This is a genomic window from Brucella sp. NBRC 12950 (genome assembly GCF_030268145.1).
Taxonomy (GTDB): domain Bacteria; phylum Pseudomonadota; class Alphaproteobacteria; order Rhizobiales; family Rhizobiaceae; genus Brucella.
In genome coordinates, this window is record NZ_BSQC01000006.1 from 66566 (window position 1) to 89749 (window position 23184).

Genomic DNA, 23184 nt, shown 5'->3' on the forward strand with positions numbered 1-23184 from the left:
ATTCTCAAATCGAACGCCCTCCATCTACATCGAGCGCAACCCCGGTAATCATAGAGGCTTGAGGTGAGCAAAGGAAAGCCGCAGCTTCAGCCAAATCACCAGGTTTCAACAGGCGGCCCATCGGAATGGAATCGCGGAACTTCTTACGGATTTCTTCGGTATCCTCGCCCATAAACGTGGTGAGAAGTGGTGTCTCTCCCGCAACCGGGTTCAAAGCAACTACACGAATCTTCGCTGGTGCGAGTTCGATAGCGAGCGCCTTGGTCACCGAAACCACCCAGCCCTTGGTCGCATTATACCAAGCGAGATTCGGGCGCGGACGACCTGCGCCAGTCGAAGCGACATTGAGAATGACGCATTCCTCTCCCCTGGCACCATTGCTCTTAAAATGTGGGATGAGCTTGCGCGTCATCAGATAAACGCCACGCACATTGACGCCAAGAATGCGGTCGAACTCTTCCGGTTCAACCAGCTCAGCATTTTGCGGCTTATGGCCGATGCCAGCATTGTTGATGAGAATATCGACCCGACCGAACCTCGACAATGCTACCTCTACCGCTTCATCAACATGTGCTTCCTTGGAAATATCCGCAGCGATAGCCAGTGCCGCATCACCGATCTCGCATGCGACGCGCTCTGCCCCTGCCTTGTCGCGGTCGACAATGACGACCTTAGCTCCACCGTCAGCAAAGCGCTTTGCCATGCCCTCGCCAAACCCCGAACCTGCTCCAGTGATGAGCGCGACCTTACCTTCAAGCGACACTGCAATTCTCCCGAATTCTAATTTCAACCGTGGCACACGGAAATCGTCTTCAGTGAGGCAAATCCGTAGAGCGCCTCAAAACCCTTTTTCACGGCCATGCCCGGATATTTTCACGCTTCATTTTCATTCTCCTGTAGCGGCATTTCCGCCTCCAGTCTTGCCGTGGTTACGCGGATATGTGACCGCGCCAGCCGCTCAGCCTCTTCCCCATCGCGCGAGGCGATGGCTTCAACAATTGCTCCATGTTCGCGGATTGCATCGCGTGCTCGATCAACCGAAAGAGAAAAAGACGGCGCGAAAACCTGTGATGTCATGCGTAGCAGCGGCACGAAGGCAATCAGCGAGGCATTACCTGCAGCGTCCATCACCGCCATGTGAAAATCGACATTCGTCTGTGTATACGCTTTCGGATCCCATTGATCGACAACCGTGGCCTGCCCGGCAACGTGGGCACGCAGCTTCGCAATGTCTTCATCTGTTGCGCGTTCAGCCGCAAAACGCGCAGCAACACCATCGAGAACTTCTCTCACAGCATAAGCATCAATCAGACGCGTCAGATCAGCGGAGGCTACACGAACGCCCCTGCCCGGCAGGTGGATAACCAGCCCATCACGTTCCAGAACACGTAAAGCTTCCCGTAATGGTGTGCGGCTAATGCCAAATTCGGCAGCGATATGTTCTTGCCGGAGAATGGCACCCGGCGCATAAACGCCCGCATAAATTCTCTCACGAAGTGCTTCCGCAACTTCGTCCAGCAAACGGGTCTGACTGCGCCATTCAAAAGCCGCCAAAAGAAAAGCCTCCCAACTTTTCTGAGCAGAATATCCTGGATACAAAATCAGTCAATTTAAAATTCGTCGCGCTTTCTGAAAGGATTTATGCGTGCTGACGAAGGACCATTTTGGATACCATCCATCAGCCGAAACAAGGCGAAAATGCAAAAACGCCGCGACGAGCGCGGCGTCTTCTTAAAGTGTCTGAGGCTGCATGATCTGTAGATATGTTGAGCCGAAAACGGTCGTATCCGAGATCAGGCGCGCAGCGTGCTTAAGGTAGGTGAGTACCGGGAACGCAGTCGCGAATGCCATTTATAGGCGGAGAGAGCCCAAATGCTCGCTGTATCTAGAGGAAGCTTTCCGGTATCGGCTTCCACTCGCCATCCTGATTATCGAACTGCGGAATATGCGCGAGGCTGTGAAGCAGCTTCACATCTTCGCCCAGCACGTCCTGCCAATCCTTGGCTTCAGTAAGAATTACACCAATCCCCACGACTTCACCGCCAGCCTTGCGCACCAGCTCTGCCGAGCCCTTGATGCTCGATCCGGAAGCGACGACATCGTCCACCACGACAACGCGTTTTCCTTTAAGAAGCGGGATTGCCTGACGGTCAAGGAGCAGGCGTTGTTCACCTTTAGAGGTGATGGAAGAAATCGTCTGCACGAGTGCATCACCAAGGTGAATCTTAGGCGATTTCTGCAAGATAACGTAGTCATCAAGGCCAAGAGCACGCGAGACTTCAATCGCAACAGGAATGCCAAGTGTCGCAGCGCCAACAATCACATCCGGCTTCAACGGCGCAAGCTTTTCCGCCAGTGCCTTGCCTGTATGTTCGCCAAAACGAACGCCAAGATCGATGACCATCATCAACGAAATGGCGAAATTCGGATTGATCGGCACAATCGGCAGATCGACCTTGCGGCCCGCTACATCGACGGTCCAGACCTGACCGTTTCCAGAGAGTTTCGCGCTGTCTTCAGTCATCGTTTTGCATCCTTGGGATTAAGTCTCGATTCGACCAGCAGGCCGACATTACGCCATGTCGTACGCTTGCGCTTGGTGTCAAAGCCATAAATGGCAAGGGACAGTGAAATTGCATGAGCCATGCGGATCGCCTGAACCAGCAATGGCACCCCGCGCGCCAGCGCAAAACGCAGACGCATTGGGAAGGAAACATCGTCAATTTCCATTCCGCGTGCGCGCTGAGCATCCGCAATACGCTCGAAATCCTCGCGCAGCATCGGAATAATGCCGAATGTGAGCGACAAAACGAGTGTCACCATGGGCGGCAGACGTGCAGCACTGGCAGCAGCCAAAATAGAGCCGGGCGTGCTGGTTTCCATCACGAAATAGAAAGCTGCAGTCGTGGTCACCAGACGCGCAGCCATACCGGCTGCAATCGGCAAAGTATCAACAAAAGCAACACCTTGCAGAACGAGATTAAGAATCCAGCTTGCCATGACAAGCAGTGTCAGAAGCATGGCACCTTTGAGATAGCCACGCAGGCCCGGCACCTTAACCAGCACCAGAAAGGCGACCGTGACCAGCGCCAGTGGCACACCGTATTTCCAACCCGGCACGAGCCAAGCCGCAAGCATAACCAGAAATGCCGCTGCGAGCTTTACGAAGAAGTTCAGATCATAAAAGATTTTCATGCTGCTTCTCCTGTTTCGACAACACGCGGCTTGGGCCAGCCCAGCGCACGATAGGCATCGGAATCCCAGGATGCATCCACATCACCGTCAAAGGTGACATGGCCGCGATCCAGGATCATGACGCGGGAAGAAACGTCATCCACGAGTTCCAGATCGTGAGAGATCAACATGACCGCACGGTTTTCGGAGAGCGCCGTTTCGAGGAACAGTTCCAGCATTCGACGACCATTGAGATCGCGTGCCAAAAGCGGCTCATCAAGAATGGCAACCGAAGCGCCTGCTGCTTCCGCACAGGCAAGGCCTAGCAGAGCCTGCTGACGAGACGAAAGTGCAAATGGGTTGGTTTCCTCATGGCCACCAAGTCCATACTTTTGCAGGCAGGCCGTTGCGCGAGCAGTCACTGCATCGTCCTTTGCTGCACGGGTCGCGGCGGTGATCGCAAAGACCACTTCTTCCAGCACAGTCATGTTGAACAGGATGCGGCGCATGTTCTGCGGCAGGTAGGCAACCGAGCGGGCACGCTTTGCGGCCGTCCACTTGTCGGCATTCTCGCCGCCAATGATGATTGAGCCTGCTGCAATTTTCTGAAGCCCGAGGATCGACTGAAACAGCGTGGTTTTGCCCGCACCGTTTTTGCCGATCAGAGCGACGACTTCACCGGCGCGGATCTGGAAATTCACGTTTTCCAGAACCGGCTGGCCGTCCCGGCGCTGAAGCTGCGTCTTGATTCCAGAAACAGAAACAATAACTTCACCGCCGCTCTTCGCATCCGTCAGACGTTTGCGTGCAGCAATTGGTGGCAGAACGCCCGCATCTTCCCACGCAGCAGCATCGCTGATGATCGATGCAAGCGGCACGACGGGCGCTAACTTACCGTCTTTAACCAGACCGATATGGGTGACGACGGCCTGCAGTGATGCAGGGTCCTGCTCCGCAATCAGCAAAGCTGGAATTTCTGCACCAAGCTTTTTCAGAACCCGTACAAGACGCTGACGCGCTGCAGGATCAAGTCCGGTTGTCGGTTCATCAAGCACAAGCAGTTTCGGCTCGGCCGCAAGTGCCGCAGCCATCGCCACCATGCGCCGTTCACCGCCCGAAAGCGTCAATACGCGCCGCCCTCGCAATGCGTTCAGCTCAAGCTCACCGAGCAGCTCATCGATACGAGCACGAACAGCATCCTTAGCAAGTCCCCGATTTTCAAGTGGAAAGGCGACCAGATCTTCAACGCTCAGATCCCAGAGCTGATCTTCAACATTCTGCGAAACGACGCCGATTGTGCTAAACAGCTCATCCTTCGGCATGGAAGACATGAGCTTGCCATTGAGCGAGATTTCGCCATCGAAGACTTGTGGGGTAATCAGGCGCGGAACGATGCCCGATGCAGCGTTGAGCAGCGTGGTTTTGCCACTGCCGCCCGCGCCACAAACCAGAAGCCGTTCGCCGTCGCGAATTTCGAGGTTGGCTTCGGCGATTGCCAGAACGGAATCGCCAAAGCCTACTTTTACATTCTGTAGTTTGAGCACTTTTACTGCTCTCTATCAGAAACGTGTGAAACCGGACGGGTGAGCGCCCTTGAGAATCTTGAGGGCTGGAACAACCAGTAGCGGCGTACCGATCAGCATCGGAACGATGTCCGAAAGGCCAAGATACATTACCGCCCACCAGTATGGGAAAATGCCGAGATAAGCCAAGCTGGCCGAAACGGCGGCAACCATCAAGAGGCCAACAACAAGGCAGGTTGCTGCAATTTTAATCAGCGTTATGCGATTAAACGTTGTCGTCTTAGGATCGAACAACATGCCCGGGATCAGGCCTGTAAGACCGACCATGATGCCGTCAATGATCAGCGAATGCGCGGGAATGAACGTGCCTGCCAGGAGTGACCAGATGACTGTGCCGAGATAACCGCAGATAAATCCGCTCTTGCGGCCCAGAAGAATGCCGACCAGCGGTGGCAGAAATGCAAAAATTCGCCACTGGATCACGCCCGGAACGAGCTGGATCGGATTGGCATAGGCCCAGAGAACGCCGGTTGCAGCAGCTGCAACGATGGAAAGGACGATCGGAAACAGCGTATTTCCGTCGTTATGCGTGATCGTGGTGTTGGACATTGTCGTATTCCCGTAAAGTGCCTCCCGTCTGCAACAAGCAAAAACCGTGCCGTCTGGTAATTGCAGCAAACGAAGGGAACTTTGAGATGAAGGTGCTGGAGCTATCCTGTCGGCATTTCTGTAGCGCTATCAACAGGCAAAAACACCGCGTTTGCGATAGAGTCAAACAGATTCATTGCTTCTGACGCAATGAGTCACATCAAAACTGACGATTACAGCAACAATCGATCATTCACTCACAATATCGGCTAGCATTTGCACGAGCTGCCGCATTTGATCCGGGCCGTTCTCCATATGTTGAATGACGATTTCCATCGGCTCTACAAATGGTAATGCGGCTTCTTTGGGAACGATGCGATGCGAGGGCAACGCGACTCGCGCAGGCAACAAGCTGACGCCCAGTCCTTCAGCAACCGCACTTTGAACACTGGCGAGACTGGAACTGGTGAAAACGACATGCCACGACCTGCCAATAAGGTCGAGCGCTTCCATCATGTCACTCCGATAAAGTCCATTGGGCGGAAATGCGACGAGGGGCAGTGGATCGGCGTCTGAAACTGGAAAATCAGCACTTTCCAACCAGGATAATGGTTCGGGCCAATGCATGGTGCCAAGCGTTTCACCGCGCTTTTGTTTGATCATGACCAGATCAAACTCGCCCGTTTCAAAACCTTTCTGCAATTCGCGGCTTAACCCGCTCGTCACTTCAAGTTTCATCTTAGGATGCGCGCGCAAAAATGCGGCAAGCGTCGGCGTCACCAATCTCGAAGCAAAATCCTCTGCCAGACCAAGGCGAAAGACTGCCGTGAGCGCACTGCCGGTCATGGCAGCAGCAGCCTCATCATGGAGGTGAAGCATCCGCCGCGCATAGCCGAGCAGCTTTTCACCCGCATCGGTTGGCCGAACATCATGCCTTGCCCGCTCCAGAAGCGATTGTCCGGCAGCTTCTTCAAGGCGCAGAATTTTCTGGCTGACCGTGGATTGCGTCGAATGCAGCTGCAGCGCTGCAGCCGTAAAGCTGCGGCTGTCGACGACAGCCACGAAAGCACGCAACAGATCAAGGTTGAATATTGTATTCATAATTCGAATGAATGCCAGTTGAACATTTAATTTCTAAATATGTCTTATTGCAACTATTTTAGCAACGAATAAGGAGCACCGCCGATGCGTCAAACAATATTCAGCTTGGGTGCCTTGGCATTGATTGCAGGGACAATAGTCATGACCGAACCAGTTTTACCGGGCAGCCATGCCGTCGCACGCGCTGAAACAGCGCTCATTCAATCCGCTTCAGCGGGAAATCTTGCTGCGGTTAAAGAAGCGATCAAGGTAGGCGTCGATCTTGAAACCAAAGGCACTGCTGGTGAAACAGCGCTTCTTGCGGCCACACACGCCAATCATGTCGATGTTGCCCGCGCATTGATCGAAGCTGGCGCCAATGTGAATGCAAAGGATGCGATCAAGGACAGTCCCTATCTTTACGCAGGCGCACGCGGACATCTGGAAATACTAAAACTCACCCTTACGCATGGTGCCGACCTTAAAAGCACAAATCGCTTTGGCGGCACGGCACTCATACCCGCTTCAGAACGGGGGCATGTTGAAACCGTGCGCACGCTGATTGAAGCAGGTGTGAAAGTTGATCACGTCAATAATCTGGGATGGACGGCTTTGCTTGAGGCTGTGATCCTGGGCGATGGCGGTCAGCGCCACGTTGATATCGTAAAACTGCTGATTGATGCAGGTGCTGACGTGAACCTCGCGGACAATGATGGCGTTACGCCATTGCAGCATGCGCGCCAGCGCGGCTTTGCGCCCATGGTTGCGATGCTCGAGAAAGCAGGCGGCAAATGAGCAACGACCAGGAGTTTTTGCAAAAGGCAATCGCGCTTGCATTCGACAATGTCGACCTTGGCGGCCGTCCCTTTGGAGCCGTTGTCGTCAAAGCTGACAAGATTATCGCCATCGGCGTCAATCGTATGCAGGCCGATTGCGATCCGACTGCCCATGCGGAACTTCTCGCATTGCGCGCCGCAGGCAAGGTTTTGCAGTCGCCTCGGCTGGATGATTGCAGCGTTTACGCGAGCGGCCAACCCTGCCCTATGTGTTTCGCTGCAATGCGGATGTCCGGCGTCAATAAAATCATGTTTGCCTATTCCAACGAGCAGGCTGAACCGTTCGGTCTTTCGACAGCAAAAGTCGCCTCGGAACTGGCCAAGCCTGTGACAGAACAGACTGGCGTTCACTTTGAACATTGTTCGCCAGACGATGATGCAGCACTTTATCGGCGCTGGCAGGAAAAGAAGAAATAAAAGACTGAACTTATCATGCAGACCCAGCAAGCCAATGGCGGCACACAAGCCGCACCCGTAGCCCTTATCGCTCTCATTGTTCTGATTGGCCTTAATCTAAGGCCATTCCTGACCGCACCGGGACCAGTGCTTTCCGATATTGTCACAGATACCGGAATGGGCTTTGGCATGTTGTCTCTGCTAACATTCCTTCCCATGATGCTGATGGGCCTTGGCGCATTCATTGCACCACACATTCAGTCGATAATTGGCACGCGCCGCAGCATGTTCACAGCACTTATCATTCTTGCATTGGGTTCTGTTTTGCGGGGCTTCGTGCCAGATGGTTTTTCTCTCGCGCTTACCGCTGTTCTGTGCGGCGCAGGCGTTGCGATGATACAGGCGCTGATGCCGGGCCTGATCAAAGCAAATTTCCCAGCAAGTATTGCAGCTATTACCGGCCTTTATTCCGCAATGATTATGGGGGGTGGCGCACTTGGTGCACGTCTCACACCTTGGCTTGCGGGCACTGAACACAACTGGCGTCTCGCCCTATCTGTTCTTGCAATTCCTGCAGTGCTTGCGTTGCTTACTGCTATTCCAATTCTTAAAGAAACGGCGTCTTCTGGTTCAAAATCCGGCATCACCGGAAAGTTGCTCCGTCGCCCACGAACATGGATACTGATGGTGGCTTTCGGCCTTGTCAACGCAGGATACTCATCTATGGTGGCCTGGCTTGCGCCCTACTATCAATCATTGGGTTTGGAAGCTGCAGAAACCGGCAATCTGGTCGCCGTCATGGCAATCGCGCAGGCTTTGTCGGCCTTTGGCCTGCCGCTGCTTGCAAGACATAGCCTTGATCGTCGCCCTTGGCTTTTCTTAACACTGGCGATGCAAGCGACAGGTTTTGCTGGTCTGGCTTTTGCACCGCAGCTCTCACCTTATTTCTGGTCCGCGATCTGCGGCGCAGGTCTTGGTGGCAGCTTTGCGCTCGCCATGATTACCTCGCTTGATCATCTGCCCAAGCCTCACGAAGCAGGCGCTCTGGCCGCGATGATGCAAGGTGGCGGCTTTCTGATCGCAGCTCTAGGTCCAGTGGCAACGGCATTGCTACACAATTTAACCGGAAACTTTGCCTCGGGCTGGATCATGCATCTGGTTCTGGTTGCAAGCATCTGTCCGCTCTATCTGAGCTTTAATCCGCGCCATTACGCGCATGTGATGAATCTGGCGTTTCCTGCCGAAAGCGGCACACAATAGCGTTACCTGACGCAATAATGCGGGTTCGATCTATGTTCTGCGGGCAATTCTGAGCTAGATGACTTACTGCCCTTCCCATGAGGGTTAAGGTTGCTTAAAATTCCGCATTACTGGTCAATTGAATGAAGCACGAAGCAGTTATAGAGCCGAACAAGTCCACAATTCAGGACGGTTTGCCCAAGCCAAGAATTTACTGGTCGTGGGCGACCCTGATGGTCGGTCTCACACTCGCAGTTATCGACGGTACTATTGCCAATGTCGCGCTTCCCACCATTGCGGCTGATTTTTCGGCAGGACCAGCTGCTTCCATCTGGATCGTGAACGGATATCAGCTCGCCATCGTTATCACTTTGCTGCCATTTGCAGCTTTGGGCGAGATCTATAGCTACCGTCGCGTCTATTTGCTCGGCGTGTCGCTCTTCACACTTGCATCAATTGCCTGCGTTTTTGCGCGGTCACTTGAAGCACTCACGGTAGCCCGCATCATACAAGGCTTTGGTGCAGCAGGTCTGATGAGCGTTAATGCAGCATTGCTTCGTTATACGGTGCCGCAAGCAAAGCTAGGTACGGCAATTGGCTTGAATGCGCTTTTCGTGGCTCTCTCCTCGACCATAGGTCCGACACTGGCAGGTATCATCCTGCATTCGCTCACATGGCCTTGGCTCTTTGTTATCAATATTCCGCTCGGTGTTCTGGCTGTCGTTATGGGACTGAAAAGCCTGCCCTATAACGAACTCTCATCACGTCGGTTTGATTATCTGAGTGCTATCCTCACTGCCTTCACGCTCGGCCTGCTCATTACAGTCATTGATAGTGCAGGCAATGGCGTCAGCTCGACATTTCTGGCCTTACAGGCAATCGGCTGCGCGGTCGCAGCAACATGGCTGATACGGCGCTCAATGCAGACAACCAACCCGTTGCTGCCGCTCGATCTTCTGCGTATCCCAGTGTTCAGCCTGTCGCTCTGCACCTCAATCATGTCCTTTCTCGCACAGATGATGGCATTCATATCGCTGCCATTCCTGTTTCAGAACGTTTATGGCTTCCAACCCATCGAGGTTGGCTTTTTGATGATGCCTTGGCCGATTGCCCTGGCCATCGTTGCACCGCTATCGGGCAAGTTCTCGGACAAATATTCGCCTGCCACGCTCGGTCTGGTTGGGCTTGTGTTCTTCGCTGCCGGGCTTGCACTGGTCGGAACGCTGCCAGAACAACCTTCCGTGGTGGATATTTGCTGGCGCATGGCGATTTGCGGCATCGGGTTTGGTTTCTTTCAAGCTCCAAACAATCGCATGATTATAACGTCGGCCCCACGCTCAAGAAGTGGCGCTGCAAGCGGTATGCTTGGAACGGCGCGCTTGCTTGGTCAGTCACTTGGTGCTGCATTCGTAGCATTCCTGCTCTCGCATTGGGGCATCAACAACATACCTCGCATCCTGCTTGTTGCTGCCGGATTCGCGGCTTTTGCATCAATCATCAGCATTTCGCGCCGCAAGCGCTAAACACCCTGGCAAGATTGTGGTGATATGAAACTCGAAAATGAACAAGCCTGTGAATCTTTTGAAATATCTTAGTCGACACATGAAATTCCCTATTGCAATCCGGATTCCGTTGGTTCATATACCGCCTGCCTAACGGAAACGACTTCTCTCAGAGAAGACTGGCGCGAGCGGGTGTAGCTCAGGGGTAGAGCACAACCTTGCCAAGGTTGGGGTCGAGGGTTCGAATCCCTTCGCCCGCTCCAGTTTTTCCGAGGTGTTTTCCAGCAGCGTCATAATATTGAGCCGCAAAGGCTATAGCTGTATCTCTCTACCGCAATACGCATAATCAGACTGAGACTGCCTCATGATCCGTAGTGTACTTTTGTTGATCGTTGGTGTTGGCGCCCTCGTGCAGGGGATTTTACGTCTGGGAAAACCAGCTCAAACCGTTGAGCGAACCGGCTGGCTATATCAACAGTTCGGTGATCAGGGCGTCGCTTTTGGCATGATGGCTATTGGCTTGGTCGCGCTGATTGTCGGTGTGATCATGTTCAACAACACTTGGGTGAGAGCCATTCGCGAACGCAGAAAAAGCTGAAAATCTATTCATTAAGTAAAAGAACAACGATAGAATTCAGCTTTTAATTACTAGGCTCAGACCATCAATCGCATGCCAGCTATGCTTTATTATTTATTGTCCTTTGCTGTTTTTCGCCCCATATGCGAGATCAACGTCACAGGACGATTAATTCCATGAAACCGGATACTGTTGTCACCGCCGTTCTGGCGATGTGCCTGTTATTTTTGACATGGGCCATTGCGCAACGTGCTTTCGATGAAATGACACATTTGCGTGGTGGTGCCAGCGGACTTGCCTCGCCCGCTGTCTCCAATCAGCATCCTGCGGTAGATTGAAGCCGGATAAACTGATAACGCCTGTCAGACCAAGACCTCAAGGCTTGAGTGTTCTTTGAAGACTCAATGAAATTAAATTCGATAATTCGGCGTGGATATCTTTCCGCGATCTGCTGGTTTCCTCGCAAATCGGATCGATTTCCCCCACCGACTTGAGGAAAGCGCGCGCGTCTTCCTTGCACTCGGGCAGAAAACTGAAGTGATCCGCTCCTCGAACAGTGAGATAAGAGCTACCCGGTACCAACGCTGCCACTTCATCGGCTTTGACTGACAATGGCACCTCACCTTCACTACCCAAGTTGATAAAACTCAAAGGAATTTTGATATTCTTGAGGCTATCTTCGTCATAGGCTTGAGCCATCCCTGAATCGACAAGCACCGCGGCTTTGACGCGCTCATCAAGATTGGACTGCTCAAAGGCCGTTTGATCAACAGTGCGTAAATCGAGCTTTGGCACTGATATCGGCTCCATATTGGCAAAGCCGCGACCACCGGCATACCATGCACAATCCCACTGCGTGTAAGTGTCGCAATATTTGGCATAAGCATCGAGATTTATGCGAGCGCCAGCAAGTTTCATTGACGCGGCACCACCAAGCGAAAATCCGACAACCCCGATCCGTTCTGCATCGATGTGAGACTTCCAGTCTGCGCGCTCAGTGAGATAACTGATAACGGTCGAAAGATCGTTAGTTCGCTTCCACAGTTTAGGCGTTTCAGCGGGGAGCGAGTCGCCTGATGTCGTGCCCGGATGGTTAGGTCCGGCAACGATAAAGCCCGCCTTGGCCAGATCCGTTGCAAGCCAGTTTATAGCTTCAGCACGCCCTCCCGAACCATGCGAGAGAATAACGAGAGGAAAACGATTAACTCCAAATGATGCATCTTTCGACGCAGTTGTCCCCTTAAAAATCCTATCGGCACCAAAGAGTTCAGGATTGCCTCCCCCTGAGGTGGGGTACCAGATCGTTACTGCCAGTTCTTGCCCCCGCATTACAGAAGGCACTTCAATGGTGCGAACGCCCACCTCTGCAGCCATCACAGCAGAACTTAAAAGGGCCGCACAGAGCGCGATGCCGGACCAAATGAAACGAATGTTACTCATCTTGTATCTCCGTGTTTGCAAGATGAGCCAGGTTTTTCAAATCTCCTCAGTTCTGGCGTTCTCAATCACGATTTAGGTCGTCCAGAATCGCGATATAGATCATTAATTGGCGATAGCCCGCCCTTTGATAGCGAGAACGCTTTTGCTCTTCGTACCATTGCCCTTTGTCGTTGCTCTACTGCAGTTTATTCTTCTGGTTGCCATGTGGCGCTACCAGGGCAGAGCGACTGCAGGAAATCCGTTTCAGCTATTGGTCGCTTTGTGTGCGGTGCAATCAGCCGCGGTTGGCGTGCGCTGGGGGTACGGCGTCGAGGAAGTCCGCTATCTCATGCCGGTTGTTGCAAGCTGTCTGCCTCCGCTCATTTACGTTAGCTTTCGAAGCCTCGTTCACAATGATAGCAAATGTTTGAGCGATCGAAATCTCTGGAAAGTTGCAGTTTTCCCGGTAACAACAATATTCATATTGCTCATTGCACCTATATTTTTAGATGTCGCCTTGATCATTCTCTTCGTTGGTTTCTCTATTGCCCTGCTTACTCTTGCATGGGCCGGGCCTGATGCTCTGGATGAAGCACGATTTGACAGTGCGATTTCCGCTCATCGAGCGTTGATAATTGCGGCTGTCTCACTATGCATTTCCGCTTTATTCGACTTTGCAATTCTGATGGATTTCGGATGGGCAAACGGCAGAAATTCGGCGCTAATTGTGAGTAACGCCAATGTGCTCGGACTTTTGTTCGTAGGCATAACCGCATTGGTTGCAAGTCGATCCAAGCCAAATATTTTCAGTTGCAATGAACGCATCATCGATAAGAATGAGATTGAGCAGGACCGAGATACTTTGGCTCGCGTCGAAAACATGCTCACCCAGAACAAGCTCTACCTGGATGAAAACCTGACACTTGTTCGGTTGGCGCGAAAGGTCGGTTTACCCGCGCGACAAATATCGGGCAGTATCAACCGGCTAACAGGCAAGAATGTCTCGCAATATATCAATGATCTTCGTATTGCCGAGGCCTGTCGACTTCTACGGGAAACCGAGATGTCAGTAACGATGATTATGTTGGAGTCGGGCTTTCAAACGAAATCTAATTTCAATCGCGAGTTTCGCCGCGTGACATCGTTAAATCCCGCTTCGTGGCGGAGTCAGATCGGCGCAGAAGAAAGAAAACGCAAGCTCCCAGCTTAAAGTCTAATTCACGCTCACTTTAACATTCAACACAAAATATTTGCTCACTGGGTAATCGCCGTGCGGGAAGCTGTTTAAACCTTGTTTCCCGTCGGTTGCATCATGCCGATTCTCCCGCGCGTCTGTATGCACGTCGAAGCTTTATCGGTCGAATAGATCTGTCAGAGAATTTGTAGAACGAGTTTAAGGCTGGCATATGTGCGGTTACCCCGCCACAGACTTGGGTGTGTGTTCATACCACAACAGGCGTATGGTGTAAGGACGGGAGGCTCCTCAGAAATATCTAGGAGATCATCATGAATGCCCAGTCACTGCTCATTGCTATTTGTCTGTCGTTAATACACGCAGCTACGGCCTCTACAGGTTCAAACATCACATTTGAGAGCACTGCCACATTTCCAGCTGTTCATCCGGCTAAAACTATCATCCCTATGAGAACACCAGCAAAGCCAGCAGACGCAAAGCAGCCAAACTGTCAGTATCAGACTATGTCACAATGCTTGTCAGCCTGCGGGACTGGTCTTTGCATGTGGTGCTCAGGCAATGGAAAATATGCATGCGTTCCGAAGGCATGACCTTTGAAGCGAGAAATCGGTGGATGGAAGAAACGGTGGATGCGGTTTAATCGTGGTTGGGCTCCACACCCGACCGCATCGCGCGGCGGGGGTGATGCCTGAAAACGCGATGCAGCGGCACCTACTGCGAACAGAAGGCCCAACTTATAGATGGGGATAGTTGGGCATGACTACAATGAGAATTGCAACTGGCGGCACGATAGAGCAACTAGACACCAGCCTCACCAATAAGCGGCAGTGACCAATTTTAAATTGGGTATACGAGCGGCCCCAAGCGTGCTTGGCAATTGGGCAAGGCATCGATCAAAGATCGCGGTATTGCCGGCTCCATTCAAAATCTATCCGATTTTTTGGGGAGGAGCCTTACAGTGGCCGTGGAAATTATCCAGCACTTCACCACCATCAGATGGTTTAAGTTGAGGCGTTCGTCCGCGAAAGAGGATCGCCGATTGCGTCCGAGAGGAAAACTGATCATTTCCTATTCTAAAAGCGGTTCATCGCCAGGGAGCGCCTAGGTGGGACGTGGCAAAGCCGAAGAACCGGATGCCAGTGAAGTTTGACACTACGTTTGGCAATAATTACCAAACCGGGCGTCACGCTACCGGCAGCCAACAGAAGAAGCTCGTTCGAGACGATGAGTTTAACGACTTCTCGTCACGTTAATCTTTTTATGCGCTTGAAAAAGAAAATGGCGGAGGGGGTGGGATTCGAACCCACGGTACGATCTCTCGCACGCCGGTTTTCAAGACCGGTGCCTTAAACCGCTCGGCCACCCCTCCGCATCTGCACGAAGCAGATGTGAACGTCTCTTTATCGTTATCAAACAGCAGCGTCAATCTGCCACTTGATGTCATCCTCGATTAAATGACTGATAGTCTTGCTCTTCAGGTTGATGAAGCATAAACTTGAGCATAACAGTCATAAAGAAAAGGGAACGTATGAGCCTGGAATCGGTCAAGGCGTTTTTCGCAGACAAGGCACCCGAAATCGCGGTGATTGAACTGCCAACCAGTACGGCGACAGTCGCCCTAGCCGCCGAGGCACATGGTGTGGAACCGGGACAGATCGCAAAGACACTGTCATTTGCAGCGAAAAATCAGACCATACTTATTGTAACGCGGGGAGATGCGCGTATCGATAATCGCAAGTTCAAGGATCAGTTCGGAAGCAAGCCGCGCATGTTGGATGCAGAAAGCGTCTTGAATGAAACAAGTCACCCGGTCGGCGGTGTTTGCCCGTTTGGATTGCCTAGTGCCCTACCCGTTTACTGCGATTTGTCGCTCAAGGATTTCGACGAAGTTGTTCCGGCGGCCGGGGCTACAAACAGTGCAGTGCGGATCGCTCCCCAGAAAATGGCCGAGCTTGTTTCGGCTGAATGGATTGATGTTTGCCAGTAAGGCAAGTGTTGACCTTATTATCTAATCGCGATGACGTGATGAAATGATGTGCTTTTTTGCCCTTTAAAGGTGAGAAAACACTTCATATATTTTAAGAATAGTTCTAAAGTGGATTCGAAGTGAATGCACTCGCTTGGCACATATCCCTGAAATCTCCGGGCTCCGGAGGTGCCTGATGGGGTTGTGACGTAACCAACAGCAGAGTTTTCCGTGGGTAGGCCCATCAGGAAGGCTTGAGGATGTGCTGAAAGGAATAATCAATGCGTCTTACTCGTCAGACGAATTATGCCATTCGCATGCTTATGTATTGTGCCGCCAATGACGGCAAACTGAGCCGCGTTCCGGAAATTGCCCGCGCTTATGGCGTTTCGGAGCTTTTCCTCTTCAAGATTTTGCAGCCGCTTGTGGAAAACGGACTGGTTGAGACTGTTCGCGGCCGTAACGGCGGTGTGCGTCTCGGACGCGCCGCTAAGGATATCTCGCTTTTCGATGTCGTGCGCGTGACCGAAGAAAACTTCGCCATGGCAGAATGCTTCGAAAACGACGCAACAGAATGTCCACTTGTCGATAGCTGTGGTCTCAACTCAGCCCTGCGTGAAGCACTCAATGCGTTCTTCGGCGTATTGATGAAATACAGCATCTCGGATCTGGTTAAGGCGCGTCCGAATGTTCGCGTGCTTCTCGGACTTGATGAAGATCTCGAAGTGGAACGCGTTGCCAGCTGAATTGCAGGTTGGTTGAATAGAAAAAGGCTGAGAACCGGGCAGGTTCTCAGCCTTTTTGTTTGTGTCAAACATTTTAGATTGCCGAGGCATAGGCCGATTGTGGCAGCACGAATGGCACGCCTTGCGCTGGCGGCACACCGACCCTGAGAGAACATTCATAGACCCGCTCCAACCGATCATCAGTCAGCGCATGTTGTGGCGTGCCTATAGTATCAAGTTTGCCCTTGTGCATGACAGCGATACTGTCAGAGAACATCGCAGTCAGATTGAGATCGTGAAGGATAGCAATAACGCCGCCGCCAGCCGCTGCGAAATCGCGTGCAATTTCCATAACTGTGATCTGATGCTTTACATCGAGGCTCGAAATAGGCTCATCCAGGAACAGATAACGCGGTCTTCCATCCACGACTGGCTTCCAGACCTGACAGAGGACGCGTGCAAGCTGCACTCGTTGCTGTTCACCACCCGAAAGCTCCTGATAAAGCCTGCCGCTGAAGCCTGCGAGATCAACCTTCTGCAAAGCAAGATCGGGCAACTTTTCCTGCTCTGCACCAGTTACGCCGCTGAAACCACCCGTCAAACCGATATGGACGATCTCGCGAACAGTAAATGGAAAAGACAAAGCGCTGGCTTGGGGCAGCACAGCCCGACGCGCGGCCATGCGCCAAGGCTTTATCCCTGCAAAATCCTCGCCATCCAGATATGCAGAACCCGTATGAGAAATATCACCAGAAAGCGCGCGCAGCAGCGTCGTCTTGCCCGAGCCGTTAGGCCCAACAATTGCTGTCACCTCGCCAGGACGCGCAACAAAATTTATATTCTCTATGATCAGCTTATTGCCGATAGATACACTTAGGTTTTTGGTTTCGATCATTCCGCGCCTCACAGATCAAGAACGCCGCGCTGGCGCAGTAATATCCAGAGGAAAAATGGGGCTCCGCACACTGCCGTAATGATGCCAATCGGCAATTCGGCAGGTGCAACAATGGTGCGGCTTACCGCATCTGCAAGCAAAAGCATGATTGCTCCGAGCAGTGCTGCGGAAGGCAACAAGTAGCGGTGATCCGGACCAATGCTCAAGCGCAGCATATGCGGCACGACAATGCCGATAAAGCCGATACCGCCGGATATTGCAACCGTAGCACCAGTCGCCGCAGCAACAGTAACGATTGCAACGTTTTTAATTCGCTGCACAGGAATACCAAGATGGCCGGCTGCTGCCTCGCCCAACGCGAGCGCATTGAGACCCCGCGAAAGAAACGGTGTCGCAAAAAGTATGACCATGATAATCGGGCCAGCCGTGCCGATCTTGCCCCATGTCGCACCCGCGAGCGAGCCAAGCCCCCAGAAGGTAAGATCACGCAACTGTCGATCATCAGAAATATAGACGAGAGCGCCAGTGGCAGCACCTGTTAGAGCGCCAAGCGCGATCCCGGCCAGAAGCATCGTTGCGACAGACGTGCGCCCGCGACGCGTCGCAACGCGATAAAGGATAAGCGTGGTTATCAGGCCACCAAAAAATGCAGCAAGAGGCAGGGCGTAAAGACCGAGCAAAAGATAAAGCGGAGAAAGAGCTGTTCCACCCAAAACTATCATTGAAACCGCGCCAAGGCTGGCACCTGCGGAAACGCCGACAAGGCCAGGATCAGCAAGTGGATTGCGGAACAAGCCCTGCATAACAGCACCGGACACGGCAAGCGAAGCGCCAACCAGTATTCCCATGATGATGCGCGGCAAACGAATTTCCATAATAATCAAATGATCACGCCGGAATGCGTCTGCACTTTCTTGTGTTCCAAAGACGAGTTCGCGCAAAACGCTGATAACAGAGGCATCGGAAGCGCCCGCAGTCAGGCTGAACAGTGCAGTAATGCAAAGCGCAACAGCAAGAATTGCAATAGCCAAGCGAGCGCGTGCAGACCGATCTCCAGCATGACTGTCGTTGGCTTGATCACGCGCCGCAAAGCCCCCGGGTCTTGCCACGCGATCTTGGCTGGTCATTTCGATATTTCCTTATTGCGGGTTTCCGCGATATGCCTGCCTGCAATGACGCTCGACAGGTATATGTTTTAGTTAGCAGCCTGCTTGCCATAGAGCTTTTCAGACAATTCACGACTGGCAGCGCCTGTACGTGGACCAAAGCCGAGCAGATAGAGTGAATCCATCTGCACGATGTTACCGCTGCGTCCGGCAGGCGAATTAGCAAGAGCTGGGTTCTTCAGCAGGTCCTCTTTCTGAACGCTGTCCTTGCCAATATTCATGGTGAGTATCAGATCAGGGGCAGCCTTCTCAACGGCTTCATCGGTGAGCTGCTTATAACCCTGATAAGAGTCGATTGCGTTCACTCCACCCGCAAGCGTGATGATACCATTGGCACCTGTGCCAGTGCCGGAGGCCAAAATACGGCCTTCCTGAGCCGACATGATGAACAGCACGCGCTTGCGCGGATTCTGGTTTGCTGAAATTTTCTGCGCGGCTTCCAGGTCCCGCGATACATCAGCTGCGAGCGCTTTGGCTTTATCTTCCAGACTAAGCGCCTTGCCGACCGCCTTAATCTTGGCAATCACGCTTTCGCCGGTATGCTCTTCGGGAATGACAACCATCGGAACAGAAGCCTTTTTAAGAACTTCAATCGCCTCTGGTGGGCCACTACCCTCAAGCATCAAAATACCAGTTGGATTGACCGAAAGTACACCTTCTGGCGAAAGACGGCGCATATAACCGACATCAACGAGCTTCGCGGCTTCTTCGGGATAGGTGCTGGTTTGATCACGGGCGACGAGCTTATCGCCCGCACCAAGTGCATAGACGATTTCGGTGACAGCTCCGCCAATGGATACAAGACGCGAAGTATCGGTGATTTTCTCGACCGTAGCGGCTTTCGCAACTCCGCCAAAAGCAACCGAAGCGACAATAACCGCCAGCGCCGCGCAACGACCGATGCTAGATGAAATGATTGACATGTTCCGCTTCCCTAAAGCACGCCCGGGAAACGAGTTTTCTCGCAATCCAATGATGACGTGCATATAAATGTGGGCATAGAGTGTATTCCGAAGGGCGAAAACATCCGGAATACACATCAAAACTAGGTGTTAGCTGCGTGTTCGTTAAGCAGCGTTCGACTGCGGCAAGCGCGGCAGATTTTCCGCGATCATGCGCCAGTCAGCCAGCTCCGCTTCGCCCTCGTGACGCTCGCCGAAGAATTGGATAATCATCTCACCATTGGCATCATAAGCCTCAAGCGAAGTGACATGACCGTCCTTGGTTGGCTTACGAACAACCCAGGCATTGGCGATATGATCGGCGCGAAGGTGCAGATGGAAAGTCGGATCAAGCACATTGAGCCATGGACCCATTGTCTTGATTTCTGCAATCTTGCCGGTGTGAATCTGGATACAGCCACGGCTTCCAACGAAGCACATGATTGGGATCTGCTCCTGAACGACATGGTTCATCATCGCTTCGACAGCAGACAGATCAACGCGCCATGCGAAATCCTGCCCAGCAAGATGCACGGCCTGATGACGGTCAACCCCGAAATCTTTCAGAAGACCGATAAACTGATGAACATCGGTGAGTGCGCCCCAGCGTTCACGGAACGCATCGGTATCGATAGCCGAAACATCCGCTTTCTCTGCCTTGGCAGCAACAGGCTTTGTTTCGATCGAAGGCGTCTGATCATCGAGCAACAACAGAGAGACGAGCTGCTCATAGGCCTCCAGATTAGAAGCTGGGCGCAGATGAATTTTATGGACGGCTTCGCCCGATGCATCAAAGAACTGAAGGCTGCGGCGAACGTGTTCGCCATCAAGCTTGGCAACCGCAAAACCATGCACCCAGTGCTTTGGGAAGATGCGGAGATCGATTTCCTTGCCAAGCGTGAGCGACGCGTGCGGCCCCCAGATCGTCTTTTCGAAAGGACCGATCTTCTCGTGCACAGCACTTTCATTGCGTGTCAGTGCCATGACTTCGCCAAGCGAAGGAGCGTGTTTGAGCAAGGTTTCCACATCTGCGCGAATGCGGCGAGTGGAGATCGAGCTGTCAGCATCGGCACCGGTATAAGCCGCAATAAAATCGGCCTCTGATATCCCGAGACTCTGCGCAAAATCACGTTCACGCATTTTCGGGTTATCTGCCCGTGCCTTGAGTATCTGCTCTGGGGAGGGCTTGGTCTGGGTCGTCATCAGTTGTTTGCCTATTTGTTCAGGATGAGCTTGCCTTGACGGGTGATCTTCAAACGATAGAGAGAGCCGCCGTGCTCTATCGCCACTTCACGAGAGCCATTGAAGAGTTCGCGGCTGCCATAAGTTTTGAGTTGCGGCTCGTAGGACTGTTCAGAAACGTTCGACTTAGCTTGTCCACCCGTTTCAAGACGGGATTGAATTTCGGGCATGCGGCTGGAGACGCGTTCACGCGGCAACCGCACCTGCATGTCGATATGGATTCGCCTATTCATTTTTTTGCCTCTGCACCAGTAATGGAGCCGTCTTGTGAACTGACCGAATGGCAACCAAGTCCTTAGTTGACATTGAAAGTCATGTTTTATAATCACTGCCTTACTGGATTAATCGAGTCAAGTTTAATTCTTGTTTTATCCAGCGCAAGCCCGAAGGTCGCTCCTTCCAGCCAGCACAAATGCTCCTCTTGGGATGAGGAGACCATAACCATTTGTAACAATTATCTTTTTGCTGCTTTTTGGAGCGCAAGAGATTTTATTTGGCCTCAGGAGAGTGCAAGCCAATGCGGGCAATAAACGGGGAACAGAAGCGGTCATTTCTGACGAGCACAGGTCTCGCAATCGTATTTCTGGCGATGACATCGACTGCTTACGCGCAGGAACAAACTGCCGCGACTGACAGTGACGGCGTTGAGCTGAAACCTATTGTAATTAAGAACACACGCGGGACCAAGGGTTCGGTTTCCGATACACCTTTGGCGAACGTCACAACGGCTGACGACATCCGCAAGAAGGACATTGATTCCGTCCGGGATCTGTCCAATACGCTGGAACCTGGCCTTGCCGTCAGCTCAACGACCGGTAGCGTGAACATTCGCGGCCTTCAGGATGACCGCGTACTCACGACAATCGACGGCATTCCTATACCTTATCTCGACGCAGCCATCCGTACCGATGTGAACGGCGGCAGCAGCGATGCATATGACATTTCCGCCCTATCCGCATTTGACGTGCTTTACGGTGCCGATGCAAGCCGTCTTGGCTCAGGCGCAATGGGTGGCGCCGTAGCTCTCAAAACCCTGGAGCCTGAAGACTTGCTTGCTCCAGGTAAGGCGTTCGGCGGCATTGCGAAGCTCACATATGATGGCTCCGACAAATCGTTCATCGGTTCAGGCGCTGTTGCTCAAAAAATTCAGAACACCTCAGTTTTGTTTCAGGGTTCATATAAGCGTGGAAACGAAATCCAGGGGACTGGGGACGTAGGCGGATATGGCGCGGCACGCACCGAGTCCGACCCCAAAGATTATGATCGCAGCAACCTGATGTTCAAGCTGCGTCAGGAGCTAGAAGGCGGCCATACAATCGGCATCACTGCTGAGCGCAATCGTTATGATTCAGACACCAATCTAAGTTCGGACGTCGGAACGACATACGACAACAAGAACTACAATCAAAACCGCAAAAATGATCGTGACCGTGTGTCGTTGGATTATCGCTACCAAAGCCAAAACGATGGCCTTGTTAACAACGCCTGGGCGACGGTTTATTGGCAAAAAATGAAGCGCTTATACGAGACAGATACAGTACGCAAAGGAACGGTGGTTGGTCCTTATAGCCGTAGCTATACTCTCGAGGACGAACGTTACGGCGCGAATGGTTATGCAAATCTTGGATTTGATACCGGAATTTTGTCGCACTCTTTGACAATCGGCGGCGATTTTAGTGTGGGTAAGAACACGCAATCTATGACAGGTGACGACGCGTGCATTCGCGGAACGGCAACTTTCGTCGACAAGAATTTCGTCTGCCCGTTCCTGCACATCAATCAAGCTGACACCCCAGATGTCGATTCCTACCGTTTTGGCATTTTCGCGGAAGATCGCATTGAAATCGGTGATACACCGTTTGCCATCACTCCAGGCCTACGTTTCGATTGGTTCAAATATGAACCGGATTCGATCAGTGGATACGAAAACAATTCGGATAGCCGCATTTCGCCAAAGATTCGTTTCTCCTGGCAGGCCACACCTGGCCTTGAACTGTTTGCACAGGTGTCAACGACCTACAAGGCGCCAGAAATCGACCAGCTTTACGTTACTTACCTCTCGGCTGGGTACGGCACGATCGGCAATCCGGATCTCAACCCAGAAAAAGGATATGGTATCGATATTGGTGCAAATTTCGGTGACCAGGATTCAGGCGGCAAGATTACCGCTTTCGTAAACCGTTACAGCGACTTTATTGATACCGTCACGACGCGCACTGTAGAATATCCGCAAGGACTTACAGAGTACCGCAATCTCGACAAGGCGCGAATTGCTGGCATTGAAGTCAAGGCGCATCACAACTTCGTAAATGGCTTTAATGTTCATGGCGCTTTGGCTTATTCGAAGGCTATGAACCTTGATGACAATATTCCATTGGCGTCCTCACAGCCGTTCAAGGGCGTTTTCGGCGTGGGCTATAATACCGAAACCTGGGGCGTAGATACCAGTGTCGTTGCCGCCGCCTACATCAACCAGACTGTTTCAACGCGCGCAGGCACCGAAACGCGACGCCTGCCAGGCTACGGGCTTGTTAATCTTACAGGTTGGTGGGAGCCAAAGCAGTTGAATGGAACCCGCCTTCAGGCGGGCGTTTATAACGTGTTCGACAAGACCTATTATGACGCAATGAACGTCAATAGCGTGTCAAACGTGACCGAACGCTACTCGGAAGCTGGTCGCTACTTCAAACTGTCGTTGACGCAAAAATTCTAATCACATT

At 52.4% G+C, this 23184-nt stretch carries 23 protein-coding genes and 2 tRNA genes; 11 read left to right on the top strand and 14 right to left on the bottom strand.

Annotation, left to right across the window (positions count from 1 at the left end; translation table 11 throughout):
• Positions 1–4 precede the first annotated feature (4 nt).
• From QSJ70_RS11580 to QSJ70_RS11610, 7 genes are all read right to left on the bottom strand, one after another.
• Positions 5–763 (bottom strand): glucose 1-dehydrogenase, encoded by a 759-nt coding sequence (locus QSJ70_RS11580; RefSeq protein ID WP_215778716.1) that lies wholly within the window; start codon positions 761–763, stop codon positions 5–7.
• Positions 764–873: 110 nt separating this feature from the next.
• Complete coding sequence (locus tag QSJ70_RS11585) at positions 874–1554, bottom strand: GntR family transcriptional regulator (protein WP_285536548.1); 681 nt, start codon at positions 1552–1554, stop codon at positions 874–876.
• Between the two features lie 331 nt (positions 1555–1885).
• Positions 1886–2524 (bottom strand): phosphoribosyltransferase family protein, encoded by a 639-nt coding sequence (locus tag QSJ70_RS11590; protein WP_285536549.1) that lies wholly within the window; start codon positions 2522–2524, stop codon positions 1886–1888.
• Complete coding sequence (locus QSJ70_RS11595; RefSeq protein WP_215778712.1) at positions 2521–3195, bottom strand: energy-coupling factor transporter transmembrane component T family protein; 675 nt, start codon at positions 3193–3195, stop codon at positions 2521–2523. The genes QSJ70_RS11590 and QSJ70_RS11595 overlap by 4 nt, the downstream gene beginning before the upstream one ends.
• Positions 3192–4718 carry an ABC transporter ATP-binding protein gene (locus QSJ70_RS11600; protein ID WP_285536550.1) on the bottom strand — a complete coding sequence of 509 codons (1527 nt, stop codon included), beginning with the start codon at positions 4716–4718 and terminating at the stop codon, positions 3192–3194. Before QSJ70_RS11600 ends, QSJ70_RS11595 begins: the two co-directional genes overlap by 4 nt.
• Positions 4719–4733: 15 nt before the next feature.
• A complete protein-coding gene (locus tag QSJ70_RS11605; protein WP_215778702.1) occupies positions 4734–5306 on the bottom strand; it encodes an aminotriazole resistance protein in 573 nt (190 codons plus the stop codon).
• A gap of 228 nt (positions 5307–5534) precedes the next feature.
• On the bottom strand, positions 5535–6386 hold the full coding sequence (locus QSJ70_RS11610) for a LysR family transcriptional regulator (protein WP_215778700.1): 852 nt from the start codon (positions 6384–6386) through the stop codon (positions 5535–5537).
• Between the two features lie 141 nt (positions 6387–6527).
• On the opposite strand from QSJ70_RS11610, the gene QSJ70_RS11615 reads away from it, so the two are divergent.
• The 7 genes from QSJ70_RS11615 to QSJ70_RS11645 all read left to right on the top strand — a co-directional run bounded on the left by QSJ70_RS11615 (position 6528) and on the right by QSJ70_RS11645 (position 11253).
• Positions 6528–7160: an ankyrin repeat domain-containing protein gene (locus tag QSJ70_RS11615; RefSeq protein ID WP_285536552.1), complete on the top strand. Its 633-nt coding sequence runs from the start codon at positions 6528–6530 to the stop codon at positions 7158–7160.
• Positions 7157–7618: a nucleoside deaminase gene (locus QSJ70_RS11620; RefSeq protein ID WP_215778697.1), complete on the top strand. Its 462-nt coding sequence runs from the start codon at positions 7157–7159 to the stop codon at positions 7616–7618. The genes QSJ70_RS11615 and QSJ70_RS11620 overlap by 4 nt, the downstream gene beginning before the upstream one ends.
• Before the next feature lie 15 nt (positions 7619–7633).
• The gene (locus QSJ70_RS11625; RefSeq protein WP_285536554.1) at positions 7634–8857 is read left to right on the top strand and encodes a cyanate transporter; all 1224 of its coding nucleotides are present in this window, start codon (positions 7634–7636) and stop codon (positions 8855–8857) included.
• Positions 8858–8979: 122 nt separating this feature from the next.
• Positions 8980–10359 (top strand): MFS transporter, encoded by a 1380-nt coding sequence (locus QSJ70_RS11630; RefSeq protein ID WP_285536556.1) that lies wholly within the window; start codon positions 8980–8982, stop codon positions 10357–10359.
• Between the two features lie 167 nt (positions 10360–10526).
• Positions 10527–10601, top strand: a tRNA-Gly gene (locus tag QSJ70_RS11635).
• A 101-nt stretch (positions 10602–10702) separates the two neighbouring features.
• Positions 10703–10936, top strand: coding sequence for a hypothetical protein (locus tag QSJ70_RS11640; protein WP_215778692.1), 234 nt, complete (start codon positions 10703–10705; stop codon positions 10934–10936).
• Between the two features lie 155 nt (positions 10937–11091).
• Positions 11092–11253: a hypothetical protein gene (locus QSJ70_RS11645; protein WP_215778690.1), complete on the top strand. Its 162-nt coding sequence runs from the start codon at positions 11092–11094 to the stop codon at positions 11251–11253.
• A 37-nt stretch (positions 11254–11290) separates the two neighbouring features.
• Here the strand turns inward: QSJ70_RS11645 and QSJ70_RS11650 are convergent, their stop codons facing one another.
• The gene (locus tag QSJ70_RS11650) at positions 11291–12355 is read right to left on the bottom strand and encodes an alpha/beta hydrolase family protein (protein WP_285536558.1); all 1065 of its coding nucleotides are present in this window, start codon (positions 12353–12355) and stop codon (positions 11291–11293) included.
• Positions 12356–12497: 142 nt separating this feature from the next.
• Between QSJ70_RS11650 and QSJ70_RS11655 the strand changes: the two genes are divergently transcribed.
• On the top strand, positions 12498–13544 hold the full coding sequence (locus QSJ70_RS11655; protein ID WP_285536560.1) for a helix-turn-helix domain-containing protein: 1047 nt from the start codon (positions 12498–12500) through the stop codon (positions 13542–13544).
• Positions 13545–14808: 1264 nt separating this feature from the next.
• Here QSJ70_RS11655 and QSJ70_RS11660 read toward each other — a convergent pair.
• A tRNA-Ser gene (locus QSJ70_RS11660) sits at positions 14809–14898 on the bottom strand.
• 159 nt (positions 14899–15057) lie between these two features.
• Between QSJ70_RS11660 and QSJ70_RS11665 the strand changes: the two genes are divergently transcribed.
• Positions 15058–15516, top strand: coding sequence for a YbaK/EbsC family protein (locus QSJ70_RS11665; protein ID WP_215778663.1), 459 nt, complete (start codon positions 15058–15060; stop codon positions 15514–15516).
• Positions 15517–15776: 260 nt separating this feature from the next.
• Positions 15777–16241, top strand: coding sequence for an iron-responsive transcriptional regulator RirA (rirA, locus tag QSJ70_RS11670; protein WP_285536563.1), 465 nt, complete (start codon positions 15777–15779; stop codon positions 16239–16241).
• A gap of 73 nt (positions 16242–16314) precedes the next feature.
• Here rirA and QSJ70_RS11675 read toward each other — a convergent pair whose 3' ends face one another.
• The 5 genes from QSJ70_RS11675 to hemP all read right to left on the bottom strand — a co-directional run bounded on the left by QSJ70_RS11675 (position 16315) and on the right by hemP (position 20697).
• Positions 16315–17115: a heme ABC transporter ATP-binding protein gene (locus QSJ70_RS11675; RefSeq protein ID WP_285536565.1), complete on the bottom strand. Its 801-nt coding sequence runs from the start codon at positions 17113–17115 to the stop codon at positions 16315–16317.
• 8 nt (positions 17116–17123) lie between these two features.
• Positions 17124–18242: a FecCD family ABC transporter permease gene (locus tag QSJ70_RS11680; protein WP_285536567.1), complete on the bottom strand. Its 1119-nt coding sequence runs from the start codon at positions 18240–18242 to the stop codon at positions 17124–17126.
• Positions 18243–18310: 68 nt separating this feature from the next.
• The gene (locus QSJ70_RS11685; RefSeq protein ID WP_285536568.1) at positions 18311–19204 is read right to left on the bottom strand and encodes a heme/hemin ABC transporter substrate-binding protein; all 894 of its coding nucleotides are present in this window, start codon (positions 19202–19204) and stop codon (positions 18311–18313) included.
• A gap of 144 nt (positions 19205–19348) precedes the next feature.
• Complete coding sequence (locus QSJ70_RS11690; RefSeq protein WP_285536570.1) at positions 19349–20425, bottom strand: hemin-degrading factor; 1077 nt, start codon at positions 20423–20425, stop codon at positions 19349–19351.
• Positions 20426–20436: 11 nt separating this feature from the next.
• The gene (gene hemP / locus QSJ70_RS11695) at positions 20437–20697 is read right to left on the bottom strand and encodes a hemin uptake protein HemP (RefSeq protein ID WP_285536572.1); all 261 of its coding nucleotides are present in this window, start codon (positions 20695–20697) and stop codon (positions 20437–20439) included.
• A gap of 284 nt (positions 20698–20981) precedes the next feature.
• Between hemP and QSJ70_RS11700 the strand changes: the two genes are divergently transcribed.
• Positions 20982–23177, top strand: a complete 2196-nt coding sequence (locus QSJ70_RS11700; protein WP_285536574.1) for a TonB-dependent hemoglobin/transferrin/lactoferrin family receptor — start codon at positions 20982–20984, stop codon at positions 23175–23177.
• The last annotated feature ends 7 nt before the right edge of the window (positions 23178–23184 follow it).